Source organism: Ruegeria sp. CDSA141, from assembly GCF_059612005.1.
Genome location: NZ_JBXWPT010000003.1, coordinates 43799 through 65166, shown reverse-complemented (window position 1 = coordinate 65166; position 21368 = coordinate 43799). Strand labels below are relative to the sequence as shown.

Below are 21368 nucleotides of genomic sequence, written 5' to 3'. Positions count from 1 at the left end.
CTCAATCAATCTCCAAAATCGGGGAGCCAAGAATTTCGAGGTCAGGTGCAACACCTAAGCCCGGACCTTCAGGCGGGGCAATCCGACCATTTTCACGTTTTGGTGCATCCGGGCAAATACGTGGCGCAACGTAAGAAGAAAGATCGCATGTGTTCATCAGCGACCCCCGCGGCGTGGAAGCGGCAAAATGCAGCGAGGCCGCCGTTACGATATCTGATCCCCATGTGCATTCTGCGCAAATCTCGGCGCCCAGCTGAACGGTCAGATCGCGCGCACGGCGCATCGCTGACAGGCCACCGAATTTCGACAGCTTCAACGCAACCGCATCCATGCACCCCAATTCATGCGCCCGCATCAGCGATGCAAGATCAAAGGCGTTTTCGTCGATCTTCATGGGCAGACCCGTCGACTGACGGACAGCAGCACAGTCTTCCAGTGTTTTACAGGGCTGTTCCAGCATCACATCCAGATGTGCCACCGCGCGCCCGGTTCGCGTTGCCTGAAGGCGCGATGCCCCGCAGTTCCAGTCGCCATACACAAGCGGTCCAGGTCCCACGGCCTCGCGCACTTTGATCAGCCGCTCGGCATCGGCCTGCCAATCGCCCTCGACTCCCAGCTTGACCTGAAACTGGCGAATCCCGGTTTGGAAAGCCGCCTTGGCAATTCTGGCCATCTCGTCCGGCGCAATGCAGGTGATCGAATGATAGAGCGGCATATCCGCCCGTGTTCGCCCGCCCAGCAATGCGTAAACCGGCACCCCCGCCGCGCGGCCGAACAGATCCCACAGCGCAATGTCCACGATCGATTTCGCGTAGCTGTGGCCTTGCAGAAACCCGTCCAGCTTTCGCATCGGCGCATCGACCCCAATCGGAGAAATCCCGAGAATCTCGGGGCCCATTTCAGCAACGGCCCCCGGTACGCCATCCGCATAGGCTGGCAGATAATGCGGGATCGGGCAGACCTCACCCCAACCTGTCAGACCTGTATCCGTCTCAAGGCGCAGGATATGAGACGTCACGGTCGCACAGGTCTTGCCGTCAGCCATGTGATAGGTTTCATGGCTGGTCAGTTCGATGGACCAGAGCGTTAGCTTGTCAATCCTCAAGCATATTCTCCTACTGGATCACCCAATTTGGCTTCATCAGGATGCACGCCAAGCCCCGGCACTTCGGGCAGATGCAGATGGCCATCGACATTGCGAGGCCCACGGCCGTCTGCAACATCAACCGTGATCATGTCCTGACAGGCCCAGACCGCGTGGCAATGGTCATCCGGGATCGTGGCGGCCAGATGCAGCGCTTCGGTATCGGCCAGAACCGTTCCGCCGGTGGCCATCACGAATATGTCTATCCCATGGGCCAGCGCGATATCTCGTATCCGCGCGGCCTTGGTCAGGCCACCCACGCGATTCAGCTTGATCCCGAATATCTGGGCCAGACCATCGCGGGCAATCCGGGCGGCATCCTGCAAGGTCACAAGGGACTCGTCCACAGACACCGGAGACGCATGAAGCCCCGAGATCGCCGCGATATCATCCAGTGTTTCACAGGGTTGCTCGAACATCACGTTCAGGTCTTCGCAGGCGCTCATCACCCGCAAGGCCTGCTGGCGCGTCCAGCCACGGTTGACATCATACAGAACAATCTCTCCGGGCTGCCGGATGCTTTCGACATCCCGCACACGGGCAATGTCCCGCTCGACATCACCGCCGATCTTCACCGAATGGGCGATATAGCCGCGCTTGCGATACCGCTCCATGACGTCGCGTGTTTCCTCGACGGTTTTCGCCCCGACCGAGGACGCAATCGGGCGCGGTGTCCTCGATCCGCCGCCCATCAGATCGGCAATCGGCAGACCCGCTGCCTGCCCAGCAATATCCCAGCAGGCCATATCTATGGGGCTTTTGGCATAGAGGTGTCCGGGCAAGGCAATATCCATGGCCCGTTCCACGTCCAAAACCCGACGCGGATCAAGGCCGAGGATGAAGGGGGCCATCGTTTCGATCCCGGCCCGGATGCCTGGCCCGTGCGCGGGTACATAGGTGTGCCCCCAGGGCGTGCCCTCGCCCCAGCCGACCAGACCGGTATCGGTTTCGAGCTTGACCAGCGTCGCATCAAGCCTTTCGAACTTCAGGCGACCCCCGGACAGCCAATATGGATGCTCAAGCGGCAAATCGACCTGAAAAACGGTAATGGTTTCAATCTTCATAAAGCATACTCCGCCACGGGTGCGCCGAGGCTTTCAAAATCAGGGGTTACACCCAACCCCGGCGTATTGGTTGCATAAAGCTTTCCGTCTTTCACGACAGGACCGCCGACGCCCGTAGATCGCGTGTTGTAGTTCATCAGATCCGTGGTGTTCTGCAGGTATTCAGGTGGGGTCGATGCCGCGAAATGGGCGACAACCGAAGACGTGATCTCTCCACCCCAGGTGTCTTCGCTGACCACAGGGATGCGGTTGTCGATCAGGTAGTCTCGTACCCGCCGGGCCTTGCTGATGCCGCCAAGGTTTGAAATCTTGAGACAACAAATCTCTGCCCCCCGGTCCGCGACGATACGCTGAGCCATGTGGATCCCGGTCACGCATTCATCTAGCTTCAGTGGCTGCTCGGCAATCCGGCGCACTTGCTGGCATTCCTCATACGTGCGGCAGGGTTGCTCCAGAATGAAATCCAGATCCCGGGTCTCGCGTGCCACGCGGATCGCATCATCTACGCGCCAGCCCTGATTGGCATCGGCCATGGCTTTCTCGCCGGGTTTCAGCAACGGTACAGTGGTGCGTATCCGGTCAATGTCACTGGCCCAGTCGCCTCCCACTTTAACCTGAAATTGCTGATAACCCTGTTCCCGGTACTGGTCCATCTCGGCCACGGTGTCCTCTACCGCTTTCTGCGGCGCGACCCGGTACATTGGCGCGCCATCAGTCAGCTTGCCGCCCAACAGCATCCAGACCGGCTGATCACACGCCTGACCCAGTATATCCCAGCACGCCGCATCGAACGGGGCCTTGGCATAGCCATGCCCTTGTACTAGATGGTCCATCAGGTGTTCGATCCGCCCCACCTGACGCGGATCTTCGCCCAGCAGCTTGCCAGCGACAAGTCGCGCCAGCGCAGTCACACCTTCGGAATGGGCCATCATGTAGTTTTCGCCACAGGGGGTGAACTCACCACATCCCTGCAAACCCGCGTCAGTGTCGACTACCACAACCGAGGCTGTCGCTGTTTCAATTGCATTGCCCGCACCCCAGACATACGTACCGCCGACATAGGGAAGCCCGGTCTGGTAGATTCGGATGCGGGTGATTTTCATGCTGCGTCCATTCTGGGCAAGTCGCCCATCCCTTCGCCGCGCCACAGGACAAAGGTCAGGATCGGTTGGTCCGTCGTGGTCATGGCGTGGCTTTGCCAGCTTTTGTGCTGCCGTATCTGGTTCGGGCCAACGAAGGTTTCACCCTCGTCGCTCCGAAAAACCGCTCCGCCCGCCAAGGTCAAATACAGCTCTTCCGCCTGATGGCTGTGCCAGTCATAGTCCAGTCCAGCGCCCCAATATCCCACGTAGCCGCGCAATTGGGTCGAGTGGAAATGCCCGGTCGGTCCGAACAGTTCGTAATACCCGTACCGATTCAGGAAATCCGCGCCGACTTCCTCTGCGGTGTATGTGTGTTTCCAGTGCGCCAGATGCGCGCTGGCCTGGATCGCCGCGACCAGATCACGGGTTGGCGCCACGCCATCAAGGCCAAAATCGCCCGCCAGATCGGTCGCCGGTATGTGCGCAGGCTGCAAACTCGTCGGTGTCAGATCGTCCGGCCATGATGCAAACGCGGCAAGGTCAGGATGCGCCTGATGCAATTGGCGGGCCGCCTCGAGAACACCATCCAGCGTCATGGGATCACCACAATATTGCCAGTGTGCTGTTTGGCGATAAAGGCGGCTTGCGCTTCCCGCAGCTCTTCCAAGGGGTAGGTCGCAGCCAGCGCCGGTTTGATCTCACCCGCTTCGATGTATTTCACTAGGTTATGCATAACCTGCGGGTCAATCACGGTCGAACCGGTGAAAGTCAGATCGCGCAGATAGAAGGTCCGCAGGTCGAGCTCGACCATCGGGCCTGCAATGGCCCCCGAACAGGTGTAGCGCCCGCCGCGCTCCAGTACGTCGATCAGGTTCGGCCAGTAAGGGCCACCTACCACATCGGCGACCACCGTGATCCTCTCGCCGCCCAGCGCCGACCGCAGGTCTTCAGGTGCGCGGGGCAAAACCAGATCAGGGCCAAGGTCGGCCACGTCGGCGTGTTTGGATTCGGATGCCATCGCAATCACACGCGCGCCTCGGCGTTTGGCCAATTGAACCAAAGCACCACCCACCCCGCCCGAGGCACCGGGTACAAGAACGGTATCTTTTTCCGTCACATTGGCACGCGACAGCATCCCTTCGGCAGTAGAGTAAGAACAGGAAAAGGTCGCAAGCTCGGCATCCGACAGTTCCGAAGCAATCGGCACCGCATTGACCGCCAGAGTCGTGGTATATTCGGCGAACCCGCCATCGCGTTCTGAGCCGAAGTAACCTGTCTTGTTCATGTTGCCAGGATCAGCCGGATCTCGCAGCCAGCCATCCGTGATGACACGCTCGCCAATACGAACGCTGTCCACGCCCTCGCCAACGGCCACGATATGCCCACAGACATCTGCGCCCTGAATGCGCGGGAAGGTAATCGGATTGCCGCCCCAGGTGGGGTCTTTTTCGCCCACCTCATCGAACGCGCCACCTGTCGTCGCATCCGTGACGGTCTTGGAATACCAGCCGGATCGCGTATTGACGTCGGTATTGTTCAGGCCACAGGCTGCGACCCTGATCAGCACGTCACCAGCCGCGGGTTCGGGGCGCGGCCAGTCTTCTTGCATCACCATCTGGTCCAGTCCACCGTGGCCCATTGTGACCATGGCTCTCATCGTATCGGGCAGTCTCATCATGCGGTCTCCAGTATGGCGTCACTGCGGGGCAGCAAACTGTCGGGATCGTAGGCAGGTTCACCCAGAACACGGGCGGCGCGGGGTTGGCCATGGATCACGACCTCCAGCTCTGTCCCGGCTTTGGCCGCTTCGGGCTTGAGGTAAGCAAAGGCCAGGATTTTGCCGACGGTGTGGCCATAAGCAACCGACGCTGTGGACCCGACGACGCGCCCGTCCAGCAGCACCGCCTCTCCACCATGCCCATCAATCTCTCCATCCGGTTCAATTGAAAGATAGGCACAGATCCAGGGCAGATCGGTGTTGAGCGTCTTGTCCTTGCCCAGATATTCCTTGTCGGTGCGCGCAAAACGCAGCACGTCGGCCTCGGCCAGAGTGACCTCGTTGGTCAGCTCTCCTGCGCCTTTGAAACCCTTTTCCATTCGCATCACGTTCATGGCGAAGCTGCCGTAGTCGGCGATGCCATACGCCTCGCCTGCAGCCCAAAGCGCGTTGTAGACGTCGATGCAGGCGGTGTTGGGCATGTGCAGCTCCCAGCCCAGTTCCCCGGCATAGGACATGCGGAAAGCCCAGACCTTGTGACCGGCGATGTTGATTTCCTGCGCGGAAAGCCAGCGGAACCTAGCATTGGTCAGATCGGCATCGGTGCAGCGCGCCAGCACATCCCGCGATCGGGGACCGTTCAGCGACAGGGCCGACCAGTCTGCGGACAGGGCAGTTACCTGCACATCCTCATCCGCGCATTGCTGCGCCAGATGATCCAGCAGGCGTTGTTCAAAGAAGGCGGCACAGACCAGATAGAAGCGGTCGTCGGCCATGCGTACAATCGTGTTCTCCAATTCGATACGGCCGCGACGGTTCAGCATGTGGGTCAGTGTGATCGAACCAACCTTCTGAGGCATTCGGTTTGCGGTCAGCCTGTCAAGCAGGGCATAGGCACCCGGCCCCGAAACCTCAACCTTGGTGAAGGCGGTGACGTCCATGACGCCGACGCACTCGCGCACCGCCTTCACTTCGGTCGCCACCATGTCGTCGGCAGGTGTGCGGCGGAAGGAGTAATGGTCGCGCTGTTCCACACCGTCGCGGGCGAACCATCGGGGGCGTTCAAAACCATGCACTTCTTCATGCACCGCGCCCTTGGATTTCAGCAGCTCATAGAGCGGCGACGGCTTGATCGGTCGCCCGGCCAGACGGTTGAAATGCGGAAAGGGGATTTCGTGGCGCAGGCAGTAATCTTCCTCGGCCTTGATCACCTGCCAATCCTTCGTGGCATAGCTGCCGAACCGGCGCGGATCGAATTCGCGCATCGAGATATCGGCGGCACCATGCACCATCCACCGCGCCAGTTCGCGGGTCAGACCCGGCCCCCAGCCGATGCCGATCTGCGTCCCGCAGCAGCACCAATAGTTCCGAACACCCGGCGCTGGTCCGATCAGAGGGTTGCCATCCGGCGGGTGCGAGATCGCCCCGTGAACGTCGCGCTGAATGCCAAGCTCGGCAAAGATCGGCATCCGGTTCAGGCTTTCCTCAAGCCACGGCATCACCCGGTCGTAGTCCGCGTCGAACAGCCAGTTCTCGTATTCCCACGGGCAATGGTCATGCCAGACCGAGTTCGGGTTCTCTTTTTCGTAAATCCCGATCAGACCGCGCTGCTGTTCCATCCGGATATAACCCGAGACCTTGCGGTCATCACGGATCACCGGCAGTTCGGTGTCCAGGTTCTGGAATTCCGGCACAGGTTCTGTCACGAAATAATGGTGCGTCATCGAGGTCATCGGCAGTTGCAGCCCCGACCACTCGCTCATTTGCCTTGCATAGGTTCCGCCTGCGTTCACTACATGCTCGCAGGTGATTGTGCCGTTCTCGGTTTCAACAACCCACTCACCGTTCCCGGCCTGCGTGATGTTGGTGGCGCGGCAGCTACGGAAGATGCGGACGCCCTTCTGACGCGCGCCGGTCGCCATCGCCATCGTCACATTGGTCGGGTCTACATGGCCGTCATCCGGCGTATGAAGTGCGCCCAGAACGCCATCGAGATTGTAGAACGGATGCAGTTCAGCCACCTTTTCGGGGCCGACAAGCTCGATATTGAAGCCCAGCGACCGGCCCACCGACAAGGTGTGGCGCAGCCAGTCCATCTCATCCTGGGTATAGGCCAGACGGAACGAACCGCAGCCGTGCCATGTGACGGGTTGGCCGGTTTCAGCTTCCAACCGGCCGGAATACAGCCCGATGTTGTAATCCACGCACTTGCCCAGTCCAAAGCTGGACGTCGAATGCGTGATCTGTCCCGCTGCATGCCAGGTGCTGCCGCTGGTCAACTCGGCCTTCTCCAACAGGACGGCATCACCGCCCCATCCTTCATGCGCCAGATGATAGGCCAGACCGACCCCCATCACGCCGCCTCCGACAATGACCACGCGGGCGTGTGACGGCAGTTCGTTCCCGGACATGATTTTTCCTCTTCCCGAGTCGCGTTTCTGCTCGACAGGCTAATTCCACAAATGTACCATCGTCAATCATGAATGACACAAATGTATCATCAACCGTTCTCAACCGCCTGAGCAAGGAATGGGACGCCCTCACCCCCGAGGCACAGAAAGCAGCGCGCTACGTGTTGGAGAACCCAACGGATGTTGGGGTCTCGACCGTGCGCGAGATTGCCGAGGCCGCCAAAGTCAAACCCAACACGTTCGTCCGCATGGCCCGGCAAGTGGGATTTGAGGGATACGAGGACTTTCGCGCCCCGTTCCGCGAAGCAATTCGTCGGGGCAACGTGTCGTTTCCCGACCGCGCCCGTTGGCTGCAAGAGATTGGCAAGTCAGGTGGGCTGGGTGGGCTTTATGCCGATATGGTGGGCGCCGCGATCCGCAATATTGAAGACACCTTCGCTGGAATTGATGAAACGAGCTTGAAATCCGCCGCCGAAGATATCTGGAACTGCCGCCAGATCTTCACGCTGGGCGTTGGCGTCAACAACTCGAACGCGCGAAATTTCACCTATCTTGCGTCAACCGGGATGAAGCAGTTCCACGCGATTCCCCGCCCCGGCTCGACCCCGGTGGATGATCTGGCCTGGGCCGATGAGCAGGACGTGCTGATCGCGATCACGTGCCACCCCTATCGCACCGAAGTCATCGAGGCGATCAAGCTGGCCCGACAACAGGGTCTGACCGTCATTGGTATTTCCGACAGTCCGGCCAGCCCGGTGATCCTGAATGCTCATCACGGCTTTGTCGTTGCAGCCGACACGCCGCAGTTTTTTCCGTCATCCGTCTCGACCATCGCCTTGCTGGAAACACTGCTGTCCTTCGTGATCGCCGTGTCCAGCGATGAGATCGTCGAGAGGGTGGAACAGTTTCACCAACGCAGACACCAACTTGGGCTCTACGCGGAGGAGCCCGAATGAACGCACCCCTGACCCACTCACTGGACGCGCGATACTATACCGACCCTGCGATTTTCGAGCAGGAAATACAGGGGCTTCTGGCCCGAACGTGGCAGTTTGCGGGCCATGTCGCGCAGGTCCGGGAAACGGGGGATTACTTTGCGTTTGAGATCGCCGGCCAGAACCTGTTCTGCATTCGCGGCCGCGACGGCGAAATCCGCACCTTCTATAACGTCTGCCAGCACCGCGCGCATGAAATGGTCACCGGCGCGGGCAACACGCGTGTCGTCGTCTGCCCCTACCACGCCTGGACTTATGAGCTGTCCGGTCAATTGCGCGCCGGACCCAACATCAAATCCGTCCCCGGGTTCGACCGCAACGCCATTTGCCTGACCTCGGTGCGCACCGAAGTGTTCAATGGTTTCATTTTCGTCAATCTCGATGACAACGCCGCCCCGATGGATGAATGGTACCCCGGCGTGCGCGAGGAAATCCGCGCCTTTGTCCCGCAAATCGACGATCTGGAACCGCTGGAATGGGTCGAGATCCCCGAAAACTGCAACTGGAAAGTCAGTATCGAGAACTATTCGGAATGCTACCATTGCCCGACCAATCACCCGACCTTTGCCGAAGGAGTGGTCAAGCCCGAGACCTATGACATTCAGCCGGACGCGGGTGGCGGCTATGTGTTGCGTCACACGACGGAATGCCAGAGCCTCGACAAGATGACCTACCCCATCGACCTGTCGGTACCCCACGCAGGCGATTATCAGTCATGGTTTCTGTGGCCGATGTTTTCCTTCCAGTGTTATCCCGGCAATGTGCTGAACACCTATCACTGGCGCGCGGTTGATGCCGATCACTGCACTGTCTGGCGCGGTTGGTACACCGAGGGCGGCTCGGACAGCGCAGTTATCCGGCAACTGGCGGTCCAGGATCGCGAAACGACGGTCGAGGAAGACATCCGCCTTGTGGAATCCGTTCATCGCGGGCTCAAGTCGCGGGGCTATCGCCCCGGACCGCTTGTTCTGGATCCGGGCTGCGGGGTGATGTCGGAACACTCCATCGCGCGACTTCAGCAATGGATGCGCGAGGCTGTGGATTAGTGGCCGAGGTTGCACGCTGATGCTGATGCCTGAAGTCTGGCGCCCGGAACACAAACTGTTCCCCCATCAGGTCGGGTTCACCTGCCCGCCGTTCGACTTTGACGCCGCGCCCTCGGATTTCCTGCGTATGTGCCCCGAAACCGTGGGCGTTCACGGGTGGATGCTGCACGTGCCAGACTACGTGCACGGATTGGATCAGCGGAGACAGAACTTTGGCATGCTCGAAGACTTCGTGCACTGCATGTCCCGCAACGGTGTGGATGTCTGCGGTCAGGTCGGTTCGAATTGGGTCCATGCCTGCGGGCTGGGCGTGGAAGGCGTTCGGCAACACTGCGAAGACCTGTCAGACAAATATGGCACGCGCTTTCACATGGCCGGATATGCCATGGTCGAGGCACTGCGTGACCTGAATGTCGAAAAGGTTGCCCTGAACGCCGCCTATCATTGGCCGGAATGGTGGCAGGGCACGGCCGGCTTCTTGAAGGAAGCCGGGTTTGATGTGGTCTGGGCCGGGAATTTCCACGATCAGGGCTGGTTCGGCAGTCAGGAAGAGGTCAATTCCTGTCGCTGGGTCTTTGACGGCGATCTGGCACTGAAAAGCTTTGAATATGTGGCCGACAAGGCACCCCGGGCCGAAGCGATCTTGATCAATGGCATGTGCAATTTCCGTACCGGGCCCGGTGGCTTGCCGCAGCGCCCACTGCATCTGGCCGATACCCTTGAAGATGCGCTGGGCAAACCGGTGATTGGTCATGATATCGCGCTTTACTGGCGCGTCTTCAAATCCCTCGGTATCGCACCCGGTAAACCGCACGGGCAATTGCTGAAACGTCTTTAGTTATTCGAGAGGCCATGACCATGCACACAATCCTCGCGCTCTGGGCCGTGCCCAGGTCCACGTCAACCGCGTTCGAGTGGATGATGCGGCAACGCGGTGATCTCGACTGCCTGCACGAGCCCTTCGGCGAGGCGTGGTATCAGGGTGAAGACCCGCTTTGGCATCGGTTCCAACCAGGGGACGTGACAACGCCAGGCCTGACATTGGACAGCGTGTGGCTGGACATTCAACAGCGGGCGAAACGGGGGCCAGTCTTCCTGAAGGATTTTCCGCATTACATCAACCACATGTGGAATGCCGGGTTTCTGTCGCATTTCACCCACGCCTTTCTGATCCGGGACCCGGCCAAGACCATCACTTCGATGTACAAACAATGGCCGGACTTTGCCGAAGGCGAGGTTGGCTTTCCCGAACAGCGTGCCCTGTTCGATCTGTTGACCGCACTGAACGGAACTCCGCCGCCGGTTATTGACAGCGATGACCTGCTGGAAGATCCACACGGCATGACCCGGGCCTTCTGTGACGCGGTGGGAATTCCGTTCATCGAACAGGCGCTGAGCTGGGAACCGGGCGGTGATCCGTCCGCCCACAGCTGGTGGGACGGCGGGTCGTTCCATGGCAACCTCGCGAAATCGACCGGGCTTGCGCCGCAGACACGCACGCATATCGACATCGCGGACGCGCCAGACCGTGTGAAACAGGTGCACCGCAGGATGAAACCGCATTACGATCACCTTTACAAACACCGCCTGACACACTGACACACCGGAGACCCGCAATGGCCGACATTTTCGACGAAGACCTGTTTCTGAAAGGATTGGAGCAAAGGAAGAACACGCTGGGCGCAGAGTATGTGGAGAAAAACCTTGCTGCCGCCGACGACTTCACCCGCCCGTTTCAGGAAGCCATGACGGCCTGGTGCTGGGGGTTTGGGTGGGGCGACGACGTGATTGACGCCAAGACCCGGTCGATGATGAACCTCTCGATGATCGGTGCGCTGGGAAAGATGCATGAATGGGAAATCCACTGCCGGGGCGCCATCAACAACGGAGTGTCAAAGGAAGAAATCCGCGCCATCATCCACGTGATCGGGATTTATTGCGGCGTTCCTCAAGCGCTGGAGTGTTTTCGCGTGGCCCGCAAGGTGCTGGACGAAACCTGACGACCCGTCACAGACCAACTGCCGACAAGAACCGCACGCCTTCTTCGTAGTGTCGCCTGTTCTTGAAACAGCCGGGCCAGGCCCAGCGCTCGGCGGTAAAGCCCGGCTGCAATTCCAGAATCTGTCGGGCATGTCGACGCGCCAGGGAATGGTTCCCAGCGGCGGCGGACAGCATGCACAGAACGACCCTGGGACGAACGCGTCCGGGGTCAACCCGCAACACGTTATGGGCATGCTGCCACGCGGCCTTGTCCCCGGTTATCATCATTGCAATTGCCAGGTTTGCTTCGATCCAAATAGGGGGATGCGGCGTCAATGCCAGCGCTTTCTTGCAGACCGAAACGCCTTCTTCAGCCCTGTCATCGTACACCAACAGGATGCCGTAATATCCCAACAATTCCGGGCTTCCGCTGAAACGTTCCACGACGGCAAGCATCAAGCTGCAAGCCTCTGACGTGTTGCCAGCAACACTGTGGGTGAAGGCATGGAGGGCCGAGCAGTACGGGTCCGTTGGGTTCAGATTGCACAGCTTCTTGCATTCGGCCTCTACCATTGCCAGCGTCTCGGTCGGGTTTGCATCCATGCCCAGGCGGATCATGTCCAAATGACAGAAACCGATCGCGACACGTGCCGGAAGGTATCCCGGGTCAAACTCCAGACAGGCGCGATATTGACGGATGGCATCCTGCAACCCGTCTTCTGTTGCCTGACTTTCCAGAATGCGGGCCTTCTGGAACGCCGACCAAGCCTCGGTCGATGTGGCACGACCTGACCAGATTTCTGACCAATACCCGTCGCGCAATCGGAGTTGGAGCGCCTCGACGACCTTCATGGCGATTTCTTCGACCGCGTCGAATGTTTCCTTTGCGCGAAAGCGGAACCGCTGTGTCCACAGGCAAACCTGATCCGCGGTTGACGTCAGTTGAGCGGCCACCCGCAGGCCTTCTGCGCCGACCACACTGCCGCTGAGAACATAGCCTTCAACCGGGCCTTCCTGCCTGCGCGCGTCACGAAGCTCGATCACGTCGGACATTGTGCCCAGAAGAAACATGAGCTCGTCTCGTATGGAGGATGCAGCGATGCTGATATCCGGCGTTTCCCCGACAACTTCAAAAGGCTCTACAACAACCGCTGGACGCAAACGCCCCCAATGCACCGGCAAACCGCGGCCCGCCAGAACCGGACCGTCTGACTCTGTATCGATGTCCCAATAAGCCTGCCGCTCAACCGTCAGCCATGCCTCGAACTCGGGGTCGGCAACGTCCAACCCTTCCAGCAACTCAGCGCGGTCGGAACTGAGCTGCTCGTCAAACAGATCAACCTCGACTGCTGCCAGATTGATCGACACCGTTTCACGGGTTACTTCAAGAAAATCAACTTTATGCTTGGAAAAGTGTTTGCTGAGAACACTAAGCTCTTTGCGCAACGACGCCGCGCCTTGAGCGGGCGAACTCTCGCTCCAGAGCTTGTCCTGCAACCAAGCCCTGCTGCGTATCGCGTTTTTCGACAGAAGCACCAAAGCAAGAAGAGCTTTCGCTTTGGTGCCTCGAGGCGTCACATCCTGACCGTCGTCGCAAATAATCTGAAACGGTCCGGTCAAAAAAACCTTGGTTCTTGCCTCAGTCACTAACGGCCCTCAAAAGCGTTCGGGGGTTGTCGTTAACCGCTGCATCCAAAAATGACGATACCGCCCATCGCTTCATAGGCAAGTTTGCAGCACCATGACTCGTGATCGGGGTTCGGATCCGGCTTTTTGTCACTCAGGTCCGGAACAACGATATGAACCAGATCCTTGGTGTCATAGACAAACCTGACCTCTGGGTTACCACTGTCCGCCAGGATTTCTTGAATTTTGCGTTCCGCCGCATCCTGATCATCTTGCGACCCAAGCGCACGGCCGCGCGCGGCATTCAGAACTTCACACCCCAAGTCTTTCAATGAATAATTCGGGTTGATTGTCAAACGAGCCATGTAAAATCTCCTTCTCAAACAACAATGCCCATTTGTATACCCCGTTACATGCTTATCCGGAAACGAAAATGACCGACACGTTGATTGAACGCGCTGAAACTGCTCGGCTAATTTCCGAACCCTCGTTTGCCGAATTCCCCAAGGGTGCGCCAATCCACGCGGCTTTTCGCTTGATCGAGCTGCGCAACGGGACTCTGCCCCCCAAGGGCGGGATGGGCCATCGCGTGTCTTTCGGCACCGGCCGCACACCGGAGGAGGCGGCGCGGCTGGCCGGGTTTGAGGCGATTGAGCGCTATGCCTTGCAATACAGTACCGAAGCACCACAAACCCGCGAAAGCCTGATCGCGTCGGATGGTGCATCCCATGGGATGTCAACCGAAGCGCTTGCACTGGGTGTTCCGGGCAGCGACAGAACGGTCACTTCGAAAGGTGCCGCTGCCGGTCCAACACACGAAGCCGCCGCCCTTTGGGCGGCGCTGGAGTGTTTGGAACACGCTCTTGGATCACACGGATTTGTCCATCTGGTGCCGGAGACTGCACTGCCCCACGATTTGACGCAGTGGCTGAATGTTCAACTGCGGCAACTGAGCATTCACACCCTCGAAGTCCCGGGCATCGGCCTTCTGCTGCGCGCGGTTTGCGCAGACGCGGATGGCGGCAGGCCCACCTATGGATCGGCGCTTTCCGCAAATCTGGCGCAGGGCGTCTGGCACGCAGCATCCGAGGCGGTGGTGTCCTGGCGCAACATGGTGATGCTTGATCATAACGGTGTGACGGATCACGGCATGGATGCCGAGCAGGCACGTTTATTCCGGCTTTATCGCGGCGCGCTAAATGACCGGCCCACAGCTCCGACAGAGTTGTTCGACGTTCAGGCATGGAAGACCCCGAACCCGTCGCTGACGACTGTATTGACGGCCGCAAGCAGTGCAGTCGGTCGTCCGGTTGCGATTTTTGATATGACGGCACCGGAAATCCCGCTGCCAGTGGTCAAAGCCGTGCCAGTCTGAGCACCTGTCAGGATCCGTCTTTACGAAAGCGCGTCGTGTTGCGGTTGGTCTCTGCTTCGCAACGATCCGCGAATTCCGAGAGCTGCCTGCAACGCTGGGTCTTGGGCGAGCCGCAGACAAACCGTCCCGGGTCAACATGCGGGATTTCAACAAATTCGACACGGGTGATCACGCGTAGTTTGGCAGCAACTGTGATCATGGGTCCAACCTCGATCAGACTGGCGAGTGTATAGCCCGAGACCGGGCGCGCCGATGTGCCTGTTCCCAGCATGATATCGTCCAGAAACCGGGGATCATCGTCGGCAGGCCCGAAGTCAAGGCGCATGGGCATTCCAGGTGCGCCGCGCCCGAACCGGACCCAGTCCAGAGGCACCTTGTGCTCGCCCAAGAACAGTTCTGACGTTTGGAACGACCGAAAATAAAGCCCAAGCGGATCAGAGAACGCCATTGCCTTGCCTGTAGGTGACTTACCACCTTTTCCCACGGCCAGTTCGAGCGTATCGCTCGCCAAACAGACCCCGGCATGCCGGCAGTACAGATCTTTCCGGTTCGCGAAATCAAGCACTTCTTCGGGTCGGGCACGCCGCCTGCTATCGCCATTCTTAACGACGTAAGGGAACGAGAATAAGTGCATGGTCTGGATCAGATCGGTCAAACTGTTCGTATCCTTGGCCAGAAACAAAACATGCTGGATATTCAATGGATGTTCCGGCGGATGCGCGTAATCCGTACCCACCAGCCTTTTGTGAAAACGGGCCGCGCGCTCGGAAACATCCATCGACGTCCATACCGACCGCGAGACTTCAAACAGGTCCTTGCAGGAGTAGAAGCGCCCGGACGCCGACGCGACCACCGACAGGAAGTGATCGAGATCGAAGACCGCCATGGTTCGCCACCATTCCATCAACTCGGTGGTGGCCACAAAACGCTTCGGACGCATTCTGCCGCCGGCATCGGGTCGCATTACCAGCGCGTATTCAAGGTATTCGTTGTGCAGTTCAACCCTGCTGGACCAGCCTTGGTCTGACAGGCGAGCTGCCAGTTCATCGCCCAGACAATCCCGCGGCTCTCGTGGACTGGCGCGCCATCTGAACCGATTCGATGGCTGGCCCGCCTCGATGTCACGCGGATCCATGACCAGAAAAGGGCTGACGCCTTGCCTTTCAAAAGTGTTCTGAATGCTTGAATTCCACGCTGACAGGGCAGCGTCGTTCGCGCGCTGATCGGCAAGTCCAGGCGATTGAAATACAGACATCAACGAACACCGTTGGGCATCAGAAATACAAGAATGGAAAGTCAGAGGCCTATGCCCGCGCGGTTTCATTTCCAATGGGAGGGTCCCGGCGGGTGACGAATACGGGAGCATCATGAAAAACGACCTGTCATGGGGCGGGCACCTTCATCCTGCCCAGCCCGCCTGTTCAGGCAAATGACGGGTCCACCAAAGTTCAGGCGTACTGTTCGCGATATGAATTTCACTACCGGAGGAGCGACCGCTGACGATGCTGAGGCGATCTCCATCAAACGTTTCGAGCGACATTTTCGCGGTGCCCCGGAAGTTCGCCATATGCTCGGCCAAAATGCCGACGGCAACGCGTTCACCCATTCGGACACTGTCGAAGTAGTCGCTGTAGAAATGAACCCCTGCAAAACTGCGCCCGATCGCGATATTCGCAGCCAATTTGTTCAGTTCGCCATTCAGCGTCAGTTTCTCTGAGCTGTCGTCTGGTCGCTCAGAATCAATCAGTGTTTTGCCGCCTGCAGCCGGAACAAAAACGCGCGGCATACCCGCCTCGGCCAAAGACACCCGGGACCCGTCCAGCGCATCGGTCCGGAAAAACCCCTTGAGCAATGTGACGCACGCCCCGGCAACTGCCCCATGCGCCGCGCCGTAGGACGGGTGCATCGGTGAGCCTTCTGGATACGCAATTGGCAACAGCAAGTTGCAATCGATTTTCGGCAGCCCATTATGAGACACCGCGTTGTGCGCGAACCGCCTGATGGACGGTGCAGCGGCAATGGCGTCCATCAGACTGAAGTCTTCGCTGGCGACGCTTTCCAATTTCTCCAGATGCGCTGCGGCAAACGGCTCGGCTGTTCCAAGCACCGCGCCATGACCATTCGCCACCAGAGTAGCAATATTGCCTAGCTTTTCAGGGCGGGCACGGTTGTGCACCTGAAAGGTCTGGCGTCGCACGGCCCGCAACGCCCTGGTCGCAGTTTCCGCCAGCATTGACAGCACATGGGTCCCGCCCCAATCAGCCTTGGCACCATTCGCGCAGGAATGCCCGCCCTCAGGCAGACCGTCATCTGCGTCAACACCTCGGCCCAACATCAACAGGCAAGCGTTGAAAAAAGCCTGATAGATCGTGTCAAAATGTACATAGGTTGCAAGGTCACGCGGCGTTTCAATGAATTTCGGGCCACTCGTCTCAAAGGCTTGTTCGCCGGCTGTGTCTGCCCCGTTCTGAACATCCAGCCATTCGGCCCAGTCCCGCAAATAATCCACGCCAACAGCCTGAGGAGCAACCCTTTGGTCAAGCCGCAATGCACCAAATGGCATTGCCCCTGATGCCGTTGTTTTTGCCAACCGCTGCCCTTGCGCATGCGCTTGGTCTGACGTCAGCGTGTCATGCCCCTGTAAAAGGAACTGCGACACGTATGGCCCTTCCAAGCAGCCTTGGCTCGAGCCGCGGAACAAGGTTCGGGAAGACAGACCCTGGCCATCTCGAACCCGGCGTGCCGAAGGTACTTTACCGATCTCGGCGCCGTTGGCGTCCTTTGGACAACCGTCTTCACGGAACCACTCCAACTTGCCAAGGGCGCCTACCACTTTGTCGGATACCTCGGCACCCTCTCGAATGGTTTCAAACGGCACATCCCGCAAATAGGCCATCGCATAGAGTTCAGCCATTTCTGCTGCAAGTTCATCTGATCCAAGCCTGGGTGCCGGAGCGATACCCAAAACGCCGGCATCCAAACCATTCAGGCCCAACCGGTGACCCAGGATTGGCCCTTCCCACGCACGCCATCTAAATTCACCACCCTCTGATGGCGTGGTGCGGAAGGGCCCGGAATAGGCTGGAGTATCAAACAGCGTCAGCCTGTTTCCATAATTGTCGGTGCAGGTAGGGTCAGCCACTTCTTCCAGAAATTCGGTATAAACCTGCGCGTCAACAATACCATTTTCGTCATGCCGCAAGCCCTTCGAAAAGCTCGTGGGCCAAATCCCGGCAAACAAATCTGTTTCGCCGTTATGTTCTTCGGCCGCCCTCTCTCGGATTCCAACCGGCGCGTTCGAATGACACCGATCCCGGCCCAATCCTTGGATACGCGTCTCGAGGCCCTGCCAGGGTTCAGATGGAACAGTATGTTGGGGCATGTTGTTCTCCCGATCTACCGAACAACGATTCGCATGAAGCCGTTACCGGATCGTGACCGGTAATTCGGAAAGGGTTTTTCTTGTTCTGAAACACCTTAAGACGGTCTTACGATTAAGGAGACTCGCGGCACAGAAGCTATGCGCGACCGTTGCCCTCTAATCTTTCGGGAAGATGCAATACCTAGTGCAAATAGGCATCAAGGGCTCTGACAGCTTCGACCTGCACGCGCCGGACAGAATGAAAAAGAATGTTGAGTGGCGGAGCGGACGGGATCAGAGTCGAACGTTCTCTGGCTGATAAGTCACTGTTATCGTTTGTTTGGATTCACTTGTAGGGGCCAATTGGACAGGAAGCGACTGTCGAACCAATCAGACCTTCGACGATCCACGACAATTCTGCTGCATGGCTGGAGCGGTCCTGCTCTGGAGCCAAACCAAACTTTCGGGCGTATTCCCCAAGAACTGTGCAGAACTCCAAAATTCGACCGCGAATGTGATCTCGGATCTCTTTGCCTTCGCGCTGGCGGAGCTCGAAGGTGAAACGACTTGTCGTAAATCTCATGGCGCACGAGAATTGGCAGAAAGGAAGAAGCCCGGGGAAAATAACGGGCAAGACACTTCGGCGGCAAAAGGAGAAGATGATGACCAGACAAGAAGGGGGCTGCCTTTGCGGCAGCATTCGCTATGCGGTATCGGCACCGCCAAGCCGAGTCACGATCTGCCACTGCCGGTTCTGCCAGAAAGCGACCGGCTCGGCCTACATGGTCGAACCGATTTTCGACGAGGCGGCGCTGGAGATCCTGACCGGGACGCCCAAGGTCTATAACCAGATCTCGGCCGGGTCGGGCAAGACCGTCCATATCCATTTCTGCGCCGATTGCAGCACAAGACTGTGGCTGAGTTTCGAACGCTTCCCCGGCGCGATCGGCATCTATGCCGGCACGTTCGTTGACCCCTGCTGGTTCCCGATTGAACCGGAAACGTCCAAGCACATCTTCCTTGGTGTCGCCCGGGTCGACACGGTCATCCCGCCCGGTCTGCCGACCTTTGTCGAACATGCGATGACGAATGACGGTGAACCGCAGGACGCGACGATATTCGAGAGCTGCCATGTCATCGGCAGCCATTGATCAGCCCCATCGCCTCGACAGGCGAGGCGCGCCTTCCGGCAGCGGGTGACGCGATGCGAAGCGTGCTCTATACCTCCGGGTCCCCCTTCGCGCGTGGCGTGCGGATCCTGCTTGACGAACTCGGGCTCGACTATGACCGCAACGAGGCGCTTTCGGCCCCCCGGGGCCGACGATCCGGCCTCGGCGCCCACCCTGCAGGTGCCCATCCTTCGGGACGGTGCGGTCACGCGTTTTGGAAAACGGGCTGATCGCCGAATACCTGCTGCAAACCTATCCTGAAAGACCGGCGGCAACTCCGTCACTGGCCGCTCTGGCCTACCGGCCCAAGCCCCTCTGGCGCGACAAGATGATCCTGGCCACCATCCAGACCTTCGGCACCGCGGCAACGACGATTTCCCAGATGACCTGGCCGGGGTTCGGGTCAGCGACAACAGCCACCTGGCGCGATCGGCCGAAAAGCTCCATCACATTCTGGCAAGGCTCGAGAAGCAGATCGGCGCGCGCGCCGAGGGTTTCCTGCCCGGAAGTGTCTCTATCCAGGGCATCTTTCTTGCCGCTCATGTCCATTTCATTCAGGCACGGCCGCTGGACATCGACGTCGGGCTCGAAAGGTTCGCCAAGATCGTGGCCCTGCTGGACCGGCTCGACGAGCGAGAAAGCTTCGAGGCCAATCCCGTCTGGTGGTGGACACCCGTCGTAACCGGATACGAGCCCGACGGCACACCGGTTTTGGGCGACAGCGTCTGCCCCGAAGGGTGCGGCGCCGGCCCGTATCCGAAGCGGCTTGTGCATCACTCCACAGGGGGCAGGCGTTCTGATCCGAGCCGAGTTGCCGCAGGGTCCGAACGAGGGATCGCGCCTGGCCGCGAGGGCGGCGAGTGACATTATGACAAGATTAACTGTCTGTCTTCAAACAGAATTTCAGAAAGGACGTTCCCGCACATTGAACCGGGTCGCATGCCCGCGCGCCCAGGCGAGTCAGTGCACCCAGCCTCCTTCGGCTGGGTGGCAGAAGAAATGTCACGTATGGAATGTTCGGTTCCCGGCGCGCAAATTCAAGCGCCTGCCGGGTGATGCACGCGCCAAGGCCAAAGTCCTGCGGGCGCAGGACCAGACCAAAATCCCACTCGGAACCTTCCTTCTGGAAGCAACCCCAGCCGACATAGCGTTCCCCGGCGAAAAAGGCGCAGTGGCCGAGACTGTCACGCGCCCAGCAGGCCTCCTTGGCGGCGACGAAGGCGCGTGCGTCCGTTTCGCCCCAAGGGCCTTTCAGCAAGGGCATGTGCTCGCGCAGGCGCGGGTCCGACATATGTGCGACGAGATCGGCGATTGCGACCTCGGTCAGGCGACCAAAGCGTATGTCGTGGGAAAGGCTCATGTCGACAACCGGGCCTTCGATCCCCCCTCGGTCATACAGCGCGACAGCGCGCTTTCGCGACGGCGCAGGAAAGCCGCAAGCAACGTTTGGTAGTCCGATGACACGACGTCGCGGACTGATGGACGCGGCGCCAGTGTCGCGCGCCATTGCAACACCCTCGCAAGCCCGTCGAACACACCGAAATTCGCGATGCGGTCGAAAGTATCGAAGTGTCGGAAGACCGGCGCAAAGACGGTGTCAACTAGGCTGAACCGTGCGCCCGCAAACCACGGGCCATCGCCAAGCTGATCCTCCACTAGCCGGAAACGCGCGTGCAGTCTGCCGGCCGTGGCCTCCAGCGTTGCGTCGTCGCGGGCCGAATAGAACCCGGCGATGTCGCCCAGGCATTCCGAACCTAAGCTGATCCAGGCGCGATGGCGCGCTCGGTCGATCGGATCGGCCGGGTGCAGGGGATTGAGCCGGGTCTCTTCGAGATATTCCAGGATCGCGGCGGATTCGAACAGTGCCGCATCGCCCACCTTCAGCACCGGCGTCCGCCCGGGCGGCGAGATCTCGAGGAACCAGCCGGGTTTGTCGGCAAGGTCCACAGTCACGCGGTCATGGGCGACGCCCTTTTCCGCCAAGGCTATAGCGACGCGCTGGACATATGGGCAGAGCACATGGCTGACCAGCGTCAGGTTTTCGGTCATGATAGCAGCCTCGTTATTCAACCGGTTCATGGCAGTTTACCTGCATGAACCAGGTTTTTCAGTGGTTGGATTCGGATCGGACGACCACCGTGCCCTGCATCTGCGGGTGAAAAGTGCAGAGGTAAGGGTGTTCGCCCGGCTGGTCGAAGGTGATCGCGGCGCGGGTGTCGCGCGTCATCTCGCCGGTGTCCCAGGAGCTGTCCGCCGCTGTGGCGGTGTGGGGTGCTGGATCGTCATTGATCCAGACAACGGTGTCGCCCATCGCGATCTCGACCAGTGCCGGTTCGAACGCAAATCGGGAAATACGGACCTCGACCACGTGTGGGCCGTCGTGGGCTAGCACGCGTGG

General features: G+C 59.3%; 21 protein-coding genes. 7 read left to right on the top strand and 14 right to left on the bottom strand.

Features of this window, described 5'->3' with window-relative positions; translation table 11 throughout:
• Position 1: 1 nt before the first annotated feature.
• The 6 genes from AC2FLP_RS06760 to AC2FLP_RS06735 are packed head-to-tail and all read right to left on the bottom strand — an operon-like array spanning position 2 to position 7418.
• On the bottom strand, positions 2-1105 hold the full coding sequence (locus AC2FLP_RS06760) for a mandelate racemase/muconate lactonizing enzyme family protein (RefSeq protein WP_299899324.1): 1104 nt from the start codon (positions 1103-1105) through the stop codon (positions 2-4).
• On the bottom strand, positions 1102-2208 hold the full coding sequence (locus AC2FLP_RS06755; RefSeq protein WP_299899326.1) for a mandelate racemase/muconate lactonizing enzyme family protein: 1107 nt from the start codon (positions 2206-2208) through the stop codon (positions 1102-1104). The genes AC2FLP_RS06760 and AC2FLP_RS06755 overlap by 4 nt, the downstream gene beginning before the upstream one ends.
• Positions 2205-3311 carry a mandelate racemase/muconate lactonizing enzyme family protein gene (locus AC2FLP_RS06750; RefSeq protein WP_496682404.1) on the bottom strand — a complete coding sequence of 369 codons (1107 nt, stop codon included), beginning with the start codon at positions 3309-3311 and terminating at the stop codon, positions 2205-2207. The genes AC2FLP_RS06755 and AC2FLP_RS06750 overlap by 4 nt, the downstream gene beginning before the upstream one ends.
• Positions 3308-3886 carry a dimethylsulfonioproprionate lyase family protein gene (locus AC2FLP_RS06745; protein WP_299899330.1) on the bottom strand — a complete coding sequence of 193 codons (579 nt, stop codon included), beginning with the start codon at positions 3884-3886 and terminating at the stop codon, positions 3308-3310. The genes AC2FLP_RS06750 and AC2FLP_RS06745 overlap by 4 nt, the downstream gene beginning before the upstream one ends.
• Positions 3883-4965: an alcohol dehydrogenase family protein gene (locus AC2FLP_RS06740; RefSeq protein ID WP_496682761.1), complete on the bottom strand. Its 1083-nt coding sequence runs from the start codon at positions 4963-4965 to the stop codon at positions 3883-3885. Before AC2FLP_RS06740 ends, AC2FLP_RS06745 begins: the two co-directional genes overlap by 4 nt.
• A complete protein-coding gene (locus AC2FLP_RS06735; RefSeq protein ID WP_496682402.1) occupies positions 4965-7418 on the bottom strand; it encodes an FAD-dependent oxidoreductase in 2454 nt (817 codons plus the stop codon). Before AC2FLP_RS06735 ends, AC2FLP_RS06740 begins: the two co-directional genes overlap by 1 nt.
• Before the next feature lie 68 nt (positions 7419-7486).
• Between AC2FLP_RS06735 and AC2FLP_RS06730 the strand changes: the two genes are divergently transcribed.
• The 5 genes from AC2FLP_RS06730 to AC2FLP_RS06710 are packed head-to-tail and all read left to right on the top strand — an operon-like array spanning position 7487 to position 11459.
• Positions 7487-8374: a MurR/RpiR family transcriptional regulator gene (locus AC2FLP_RS06730; RefSeq protein ID WP_299899334.1), complete on the top strand. Its 888-nt coding sequence runs from the start codon at positions 7487-7489 to the stop codon at positions 8372-8374.
• On the top strand, positions 8371-9459 hold the full coding sequence (locus AC2FLP_RS06725) for an aromatic ring-hydroxylating oxygenase subunit alpha (RefSeq protein WP_299899336.1): 1089 nt from the start codon (positions 8371-8373) through the stop codon (positions 9457-9459). Before AC2FLP_RS06730 ends, AC2FLP_RS06725 begins: the two co-directional genes overlap by 4 nt.
• 19 nt (positions 9460-9478) lie before the next feature.
• Complete coding sequence (locus AC2FLP_RS06720; protein WP_496682397.1) at positions 9479-10297, top strand: aspartate racemase/maleate isomerase family protein; 819 nt, start codon at positions 9479-9481, stop codon at positions 10295-10297.
• A gap of 14 nt (positions 10298-10311) precedes the next feature.
• Positions 10312-11058, top strand: coding sequence for a sulfotransferase-like domain-containing protein (locus tag AC2FLP_RS06715; RefSeq protein ID WP_496682395.1), 747 nt, complete (start codon positions 10312-10314; stop codon positions 11056-11058).
• 17 nt (positions 11059-11075) lie between these two features.
• Positions 11076-11459 carry a carboxymuconolactone decarboxylase family protein gene (locus tag AC2FLP_RS06710; RefSeq protein WP_299644568.1) on the top strand — a complete coding sequence of 128 codons (384 nt, stop codon included), beginning with the start codon at positions 11076-11078 and terminating at the stop codon, positions 11457-11459.
• A 7-nt stretch (positions 11460-11466) separates the two neighbouring features.
• Here AC2FLP_RS06710 and AC2FLP_RS06705 read toward each other — a convergent pair whose 3' ends face one another.
• Both AC2FLP_RS06705 and AC2FLP_RS06700 read right to left on the bottom strand, forming a co-directional pair.
• Positions 11467-13086, bottom strand: a complete 1620-nt coding sequence (locus tag AC2FLP_RS06705) for a hypothetical protein (RefSeq protein WP_496682391.1) — start codon at positions 13084-13086, stop codon at positions 11467-11469.
• Positions 13087-13118: 32 nt separating this feature from the next.
• The gene (locus AC2FLP_RS06700) at positions 13119-13430 is read right to left on the bottom strand and encodes a hypothetical protein (protein ID WP_171171326.1); all 312 of its coding nucleotides are present in this window, start codon (positions 13428-13430) and stop codon (positions 13119-13121) included.
• A 68-nt stretch (positions 13431-13498) separates the two neighbouring features.
• On the opposite strand from AC2FLP_RS06700, the gene AC2FLP_RS06695 reads away from it, so the two are divergent.
• Positions 13499-14440, top strand: a complete 942-nt coding sequence (locus AC2FLP_RS06695; protein ID WP_299899344.1) for a YcaO-like family protein — start codon at positions 13499-13501, stop codon at positions 14438-14440.
• Positions 14441-14447: 7 nt separating this feature from the next.
• Here the strand turns inward: AC2FLP_RS06695 and AC2FLP_RS06690 are convergent, their stop codons facing one another.
• Together AC2FLP_RS06690 and AC2FLP_RS06685 are read right to left on the bottom strand one after the other, a co-directional pair.
• Positions 14448-15695, bottom strand: a complete 1248-nt coding sequence (locus AC2FLP_RS06690; RefSeq protein ID WP_496682387.1) for a DUF8225 domain-containing protein — start codon at positions 15693-15695, stop codon at positions 14448-14450.
• Positions 15696-15839: 144 nt separating this feature from the next.
• Positions 15840-17822, bottom strand: a complete 1983-nt coding sequence (locus tag AC2FLP_RS06685) for a phosphatase PAP2 family protein (RefSeq protein ID WP_496682384.1) — start codon at positions 17820-17822, stop codon at positions 15840-15842.
• 641 nt (positions 17823-18463) lie between these two features.
• Between AC2FLP_RS06685 and AC2FLP_RS06680 the strand changes: the two genes are divergently transcribed.
• A complete protein-coding gene (locus tag AC2FLP_RS06680; protein WP_299899348.1) occupies positions 18464-18952 on the top strand; it encodes a GFA family protein in 489 nt (162 codons plus the stop codon).
• Between the two features lie 315 nt (positions 18953-19267).
• Here AC2FLP_RS06680 and AC2FLP_RS06675 read toward each other — a convergent pair whose 3' ends face one another.
• The 4 genes from AC2FLP_RS06675 to AC2FLP_RS06660 all read right to left on the bottom strand — a co-directional run bounded on the left by AC2FLP_RS06675 (position 19268) and on the right by AC2FLP_RS06660 (position 21362).
• Positions 19268-19744, bottom strand: coding sequence for a hypothetical protein (locus AC2FLP_RS06675; protein ID WP_496682382.1), 477 nt, complete (start codon positions 19742-19744; stop codon positions 19268-19270).
• Between the two features lie 103 nt (positions 19745-19847).
• Entirely contained in the window at positions 19848-20330 is a 483-nt protein-coding gene (locus AC2FLP_RS06670) for a GNAT family N-acetyltransferase (protein WP_496682380.1), read from the bottom strand.
• The gene (locus AC2FLP_RS06665) at positions 20327-21049 is read right to left on the bottom strand and encodes a glutathione S-transferase family protein (RefSeq protein ID WP_299899355.1); all 723 of its coding nucleotides are present in this window, start codon (positions 21047-21049) and stop codon (positions 20327-20329) included. The genes AC2FLP_RS06670 and AC2FLP_RS06665 overlap by 4 nt, the downstream gene beginning before the upstream one ends.
• Positions 21050-21077: 28 nt before the next feature.
• On the bottom strand, positions 21078-21362 hold the full coding sequence (locus AC2FLP_RS06660) for a cupredoxin domain-containing protein (protein WP_299899357.1): 285 nt from the start codon (positions 21360-21362) through the stop codon (positions 21078-21080).
• Positions 21363-21368 lie beyond the last annotated feature (6 nt).

What these genes read in the sequence shown, in the direction of transcription:
- AC2FLP_RS06725 (WP_299899336.1), top strand. Translation starts at nt 8,371, where the DNA reads ATGAACGCACCCCTGACCCACTCACTGGACGCGCGATACTATACCGAC.
- AC2FLP_RS06730 (WP_299899334.1), top strand. Translation starts at nt 7,487, where the DNA reads ATGAATGACACAAATGTATCATCAACCGTTCTCAACCGCCTGAGCAAG.
- AC2FLP_RS06700 (WP_171171326.1), bottom strand. Translation starts at nt 13,430, where the DNA reads ATGGCTCGTTTGACAATCAACCCGAATTATTCATTGAAAGACTTGGGG.
- AC2FLP_RS06695 (WP_299899344.1), top strand. Translation starts at nt 13,499, where the DNA reads ATGACCGACACGTTGATTGAACGCGCTGAAACTGCTCGGCTAATTTCC.
- AC2FLP_RS06750 (WP_496682404.1), bottom strand. Translation starts at nt 3,311, where the DNA reads ATGAAAATCACCCGCATCCGAATCTACCAGACCGGGCTTCCCTATGTC.
- AC2FLP_RS06755 (WP_299899326.1), bottom strand. Translation starts at nt 2,208, where the DNA reads ATGAAGATTGAAACCATTACCGTTTTTCAGGTCGATTTGCCGCTTGAG.
- AC2FLP_RS06745 (WP_299899330.1), bottom strand. Translation starts at nt 3,886, where the DNA reads ATGACGCTGGATGGTGTTCTCGAGGCGGCCCGCCAATTGCATCAGGCG.
- AC2FLP_RS06740 (WP_496682761.1), bottom strand. Translation starts at nt 4,965, where the DNA reads ATGAGACTGCCCGATACGATGAGAGCCATGGTCACAATGGGCCACGGT.
- AC2FLP_RS06670 (WP_496682380.1), bottom strand. Translation starts at nt 20,330, where the DNA reads ATGAGCCTTTCCCACGACATACGCTTTGGTCGCCTGACCGAGGTCGCA.
- AC2FLP_RS06675 (WP_496682382.1), bottom strand. Translation starts at nt 19,744, where the DNA reads ATGCACAAGCCGCTTCGGATACGGGCCGGCGCCGCACCCTTCGGGGCA.
- AC2FLP_RS06680 (WP_299899348.1), top strand. Translation starts at nt 18,464, where the DNA reads ATGACCAGACAAGAAGGGGGCTGCCTTTGCGGCAGCATTCGCTATGCG.
- AC2FLP_RS06665 (WP_299899355.1), bottom strand. Translation starts at nt 21,049, where the DNA reads ATGAACCGGTTGAATAACGAGGCTGCTATCATGACCGAAAACCTGACG.
- AC2FLP_RS06710 (WP_299644568.1), top strand. Translation starts at nt 11,076, where the DNA reads ATGGCCGACATTTTCGACGAAGACCTGTTTCTGAAAGGATTGGAGCAA.
- AC2FLP_RS06715 (WP_496682395.1), top strand. Translation starts at nt 10,312, where the DNA reads ATGACCATGCACACAATCCTCGCGCTCTGGGCCGTGCCCAGGTCCACG.
- AC2FLP_RS06690 (WP_496682387.1), bottom strand. Translation starts at nt 15,695, where the DNA reads ATGTCTGTATTTCAATCGCCTGGACTTGCCGATCAGCGCGCGAACGAC.
- AC2FLP_RS06685 (WP_496682384.1), bottom strand. Translation starts at nt 17,822, where the DNA reads ATGCCCCAACATACTGTTCCATCTGAACCCTGGCAGGGCCTCGAGACG.
- AC2FLP_RS06735 (WP_496682402.1), bottom strand. Translation starts at nt 7,418, where the DNA reads ATGTCCGGGAACGAACTGCCGTCACACGCCCGCGTGGTCATTGTCGGA.
- AC2FLP_RS06720 (WP_496682397.1), top strand. Translation starts at nt 9,479, where the DNA reads ATGCTGATGCCTGAAGTCTGGCGCCCGGAACACAAACTGTTCCCCCAT.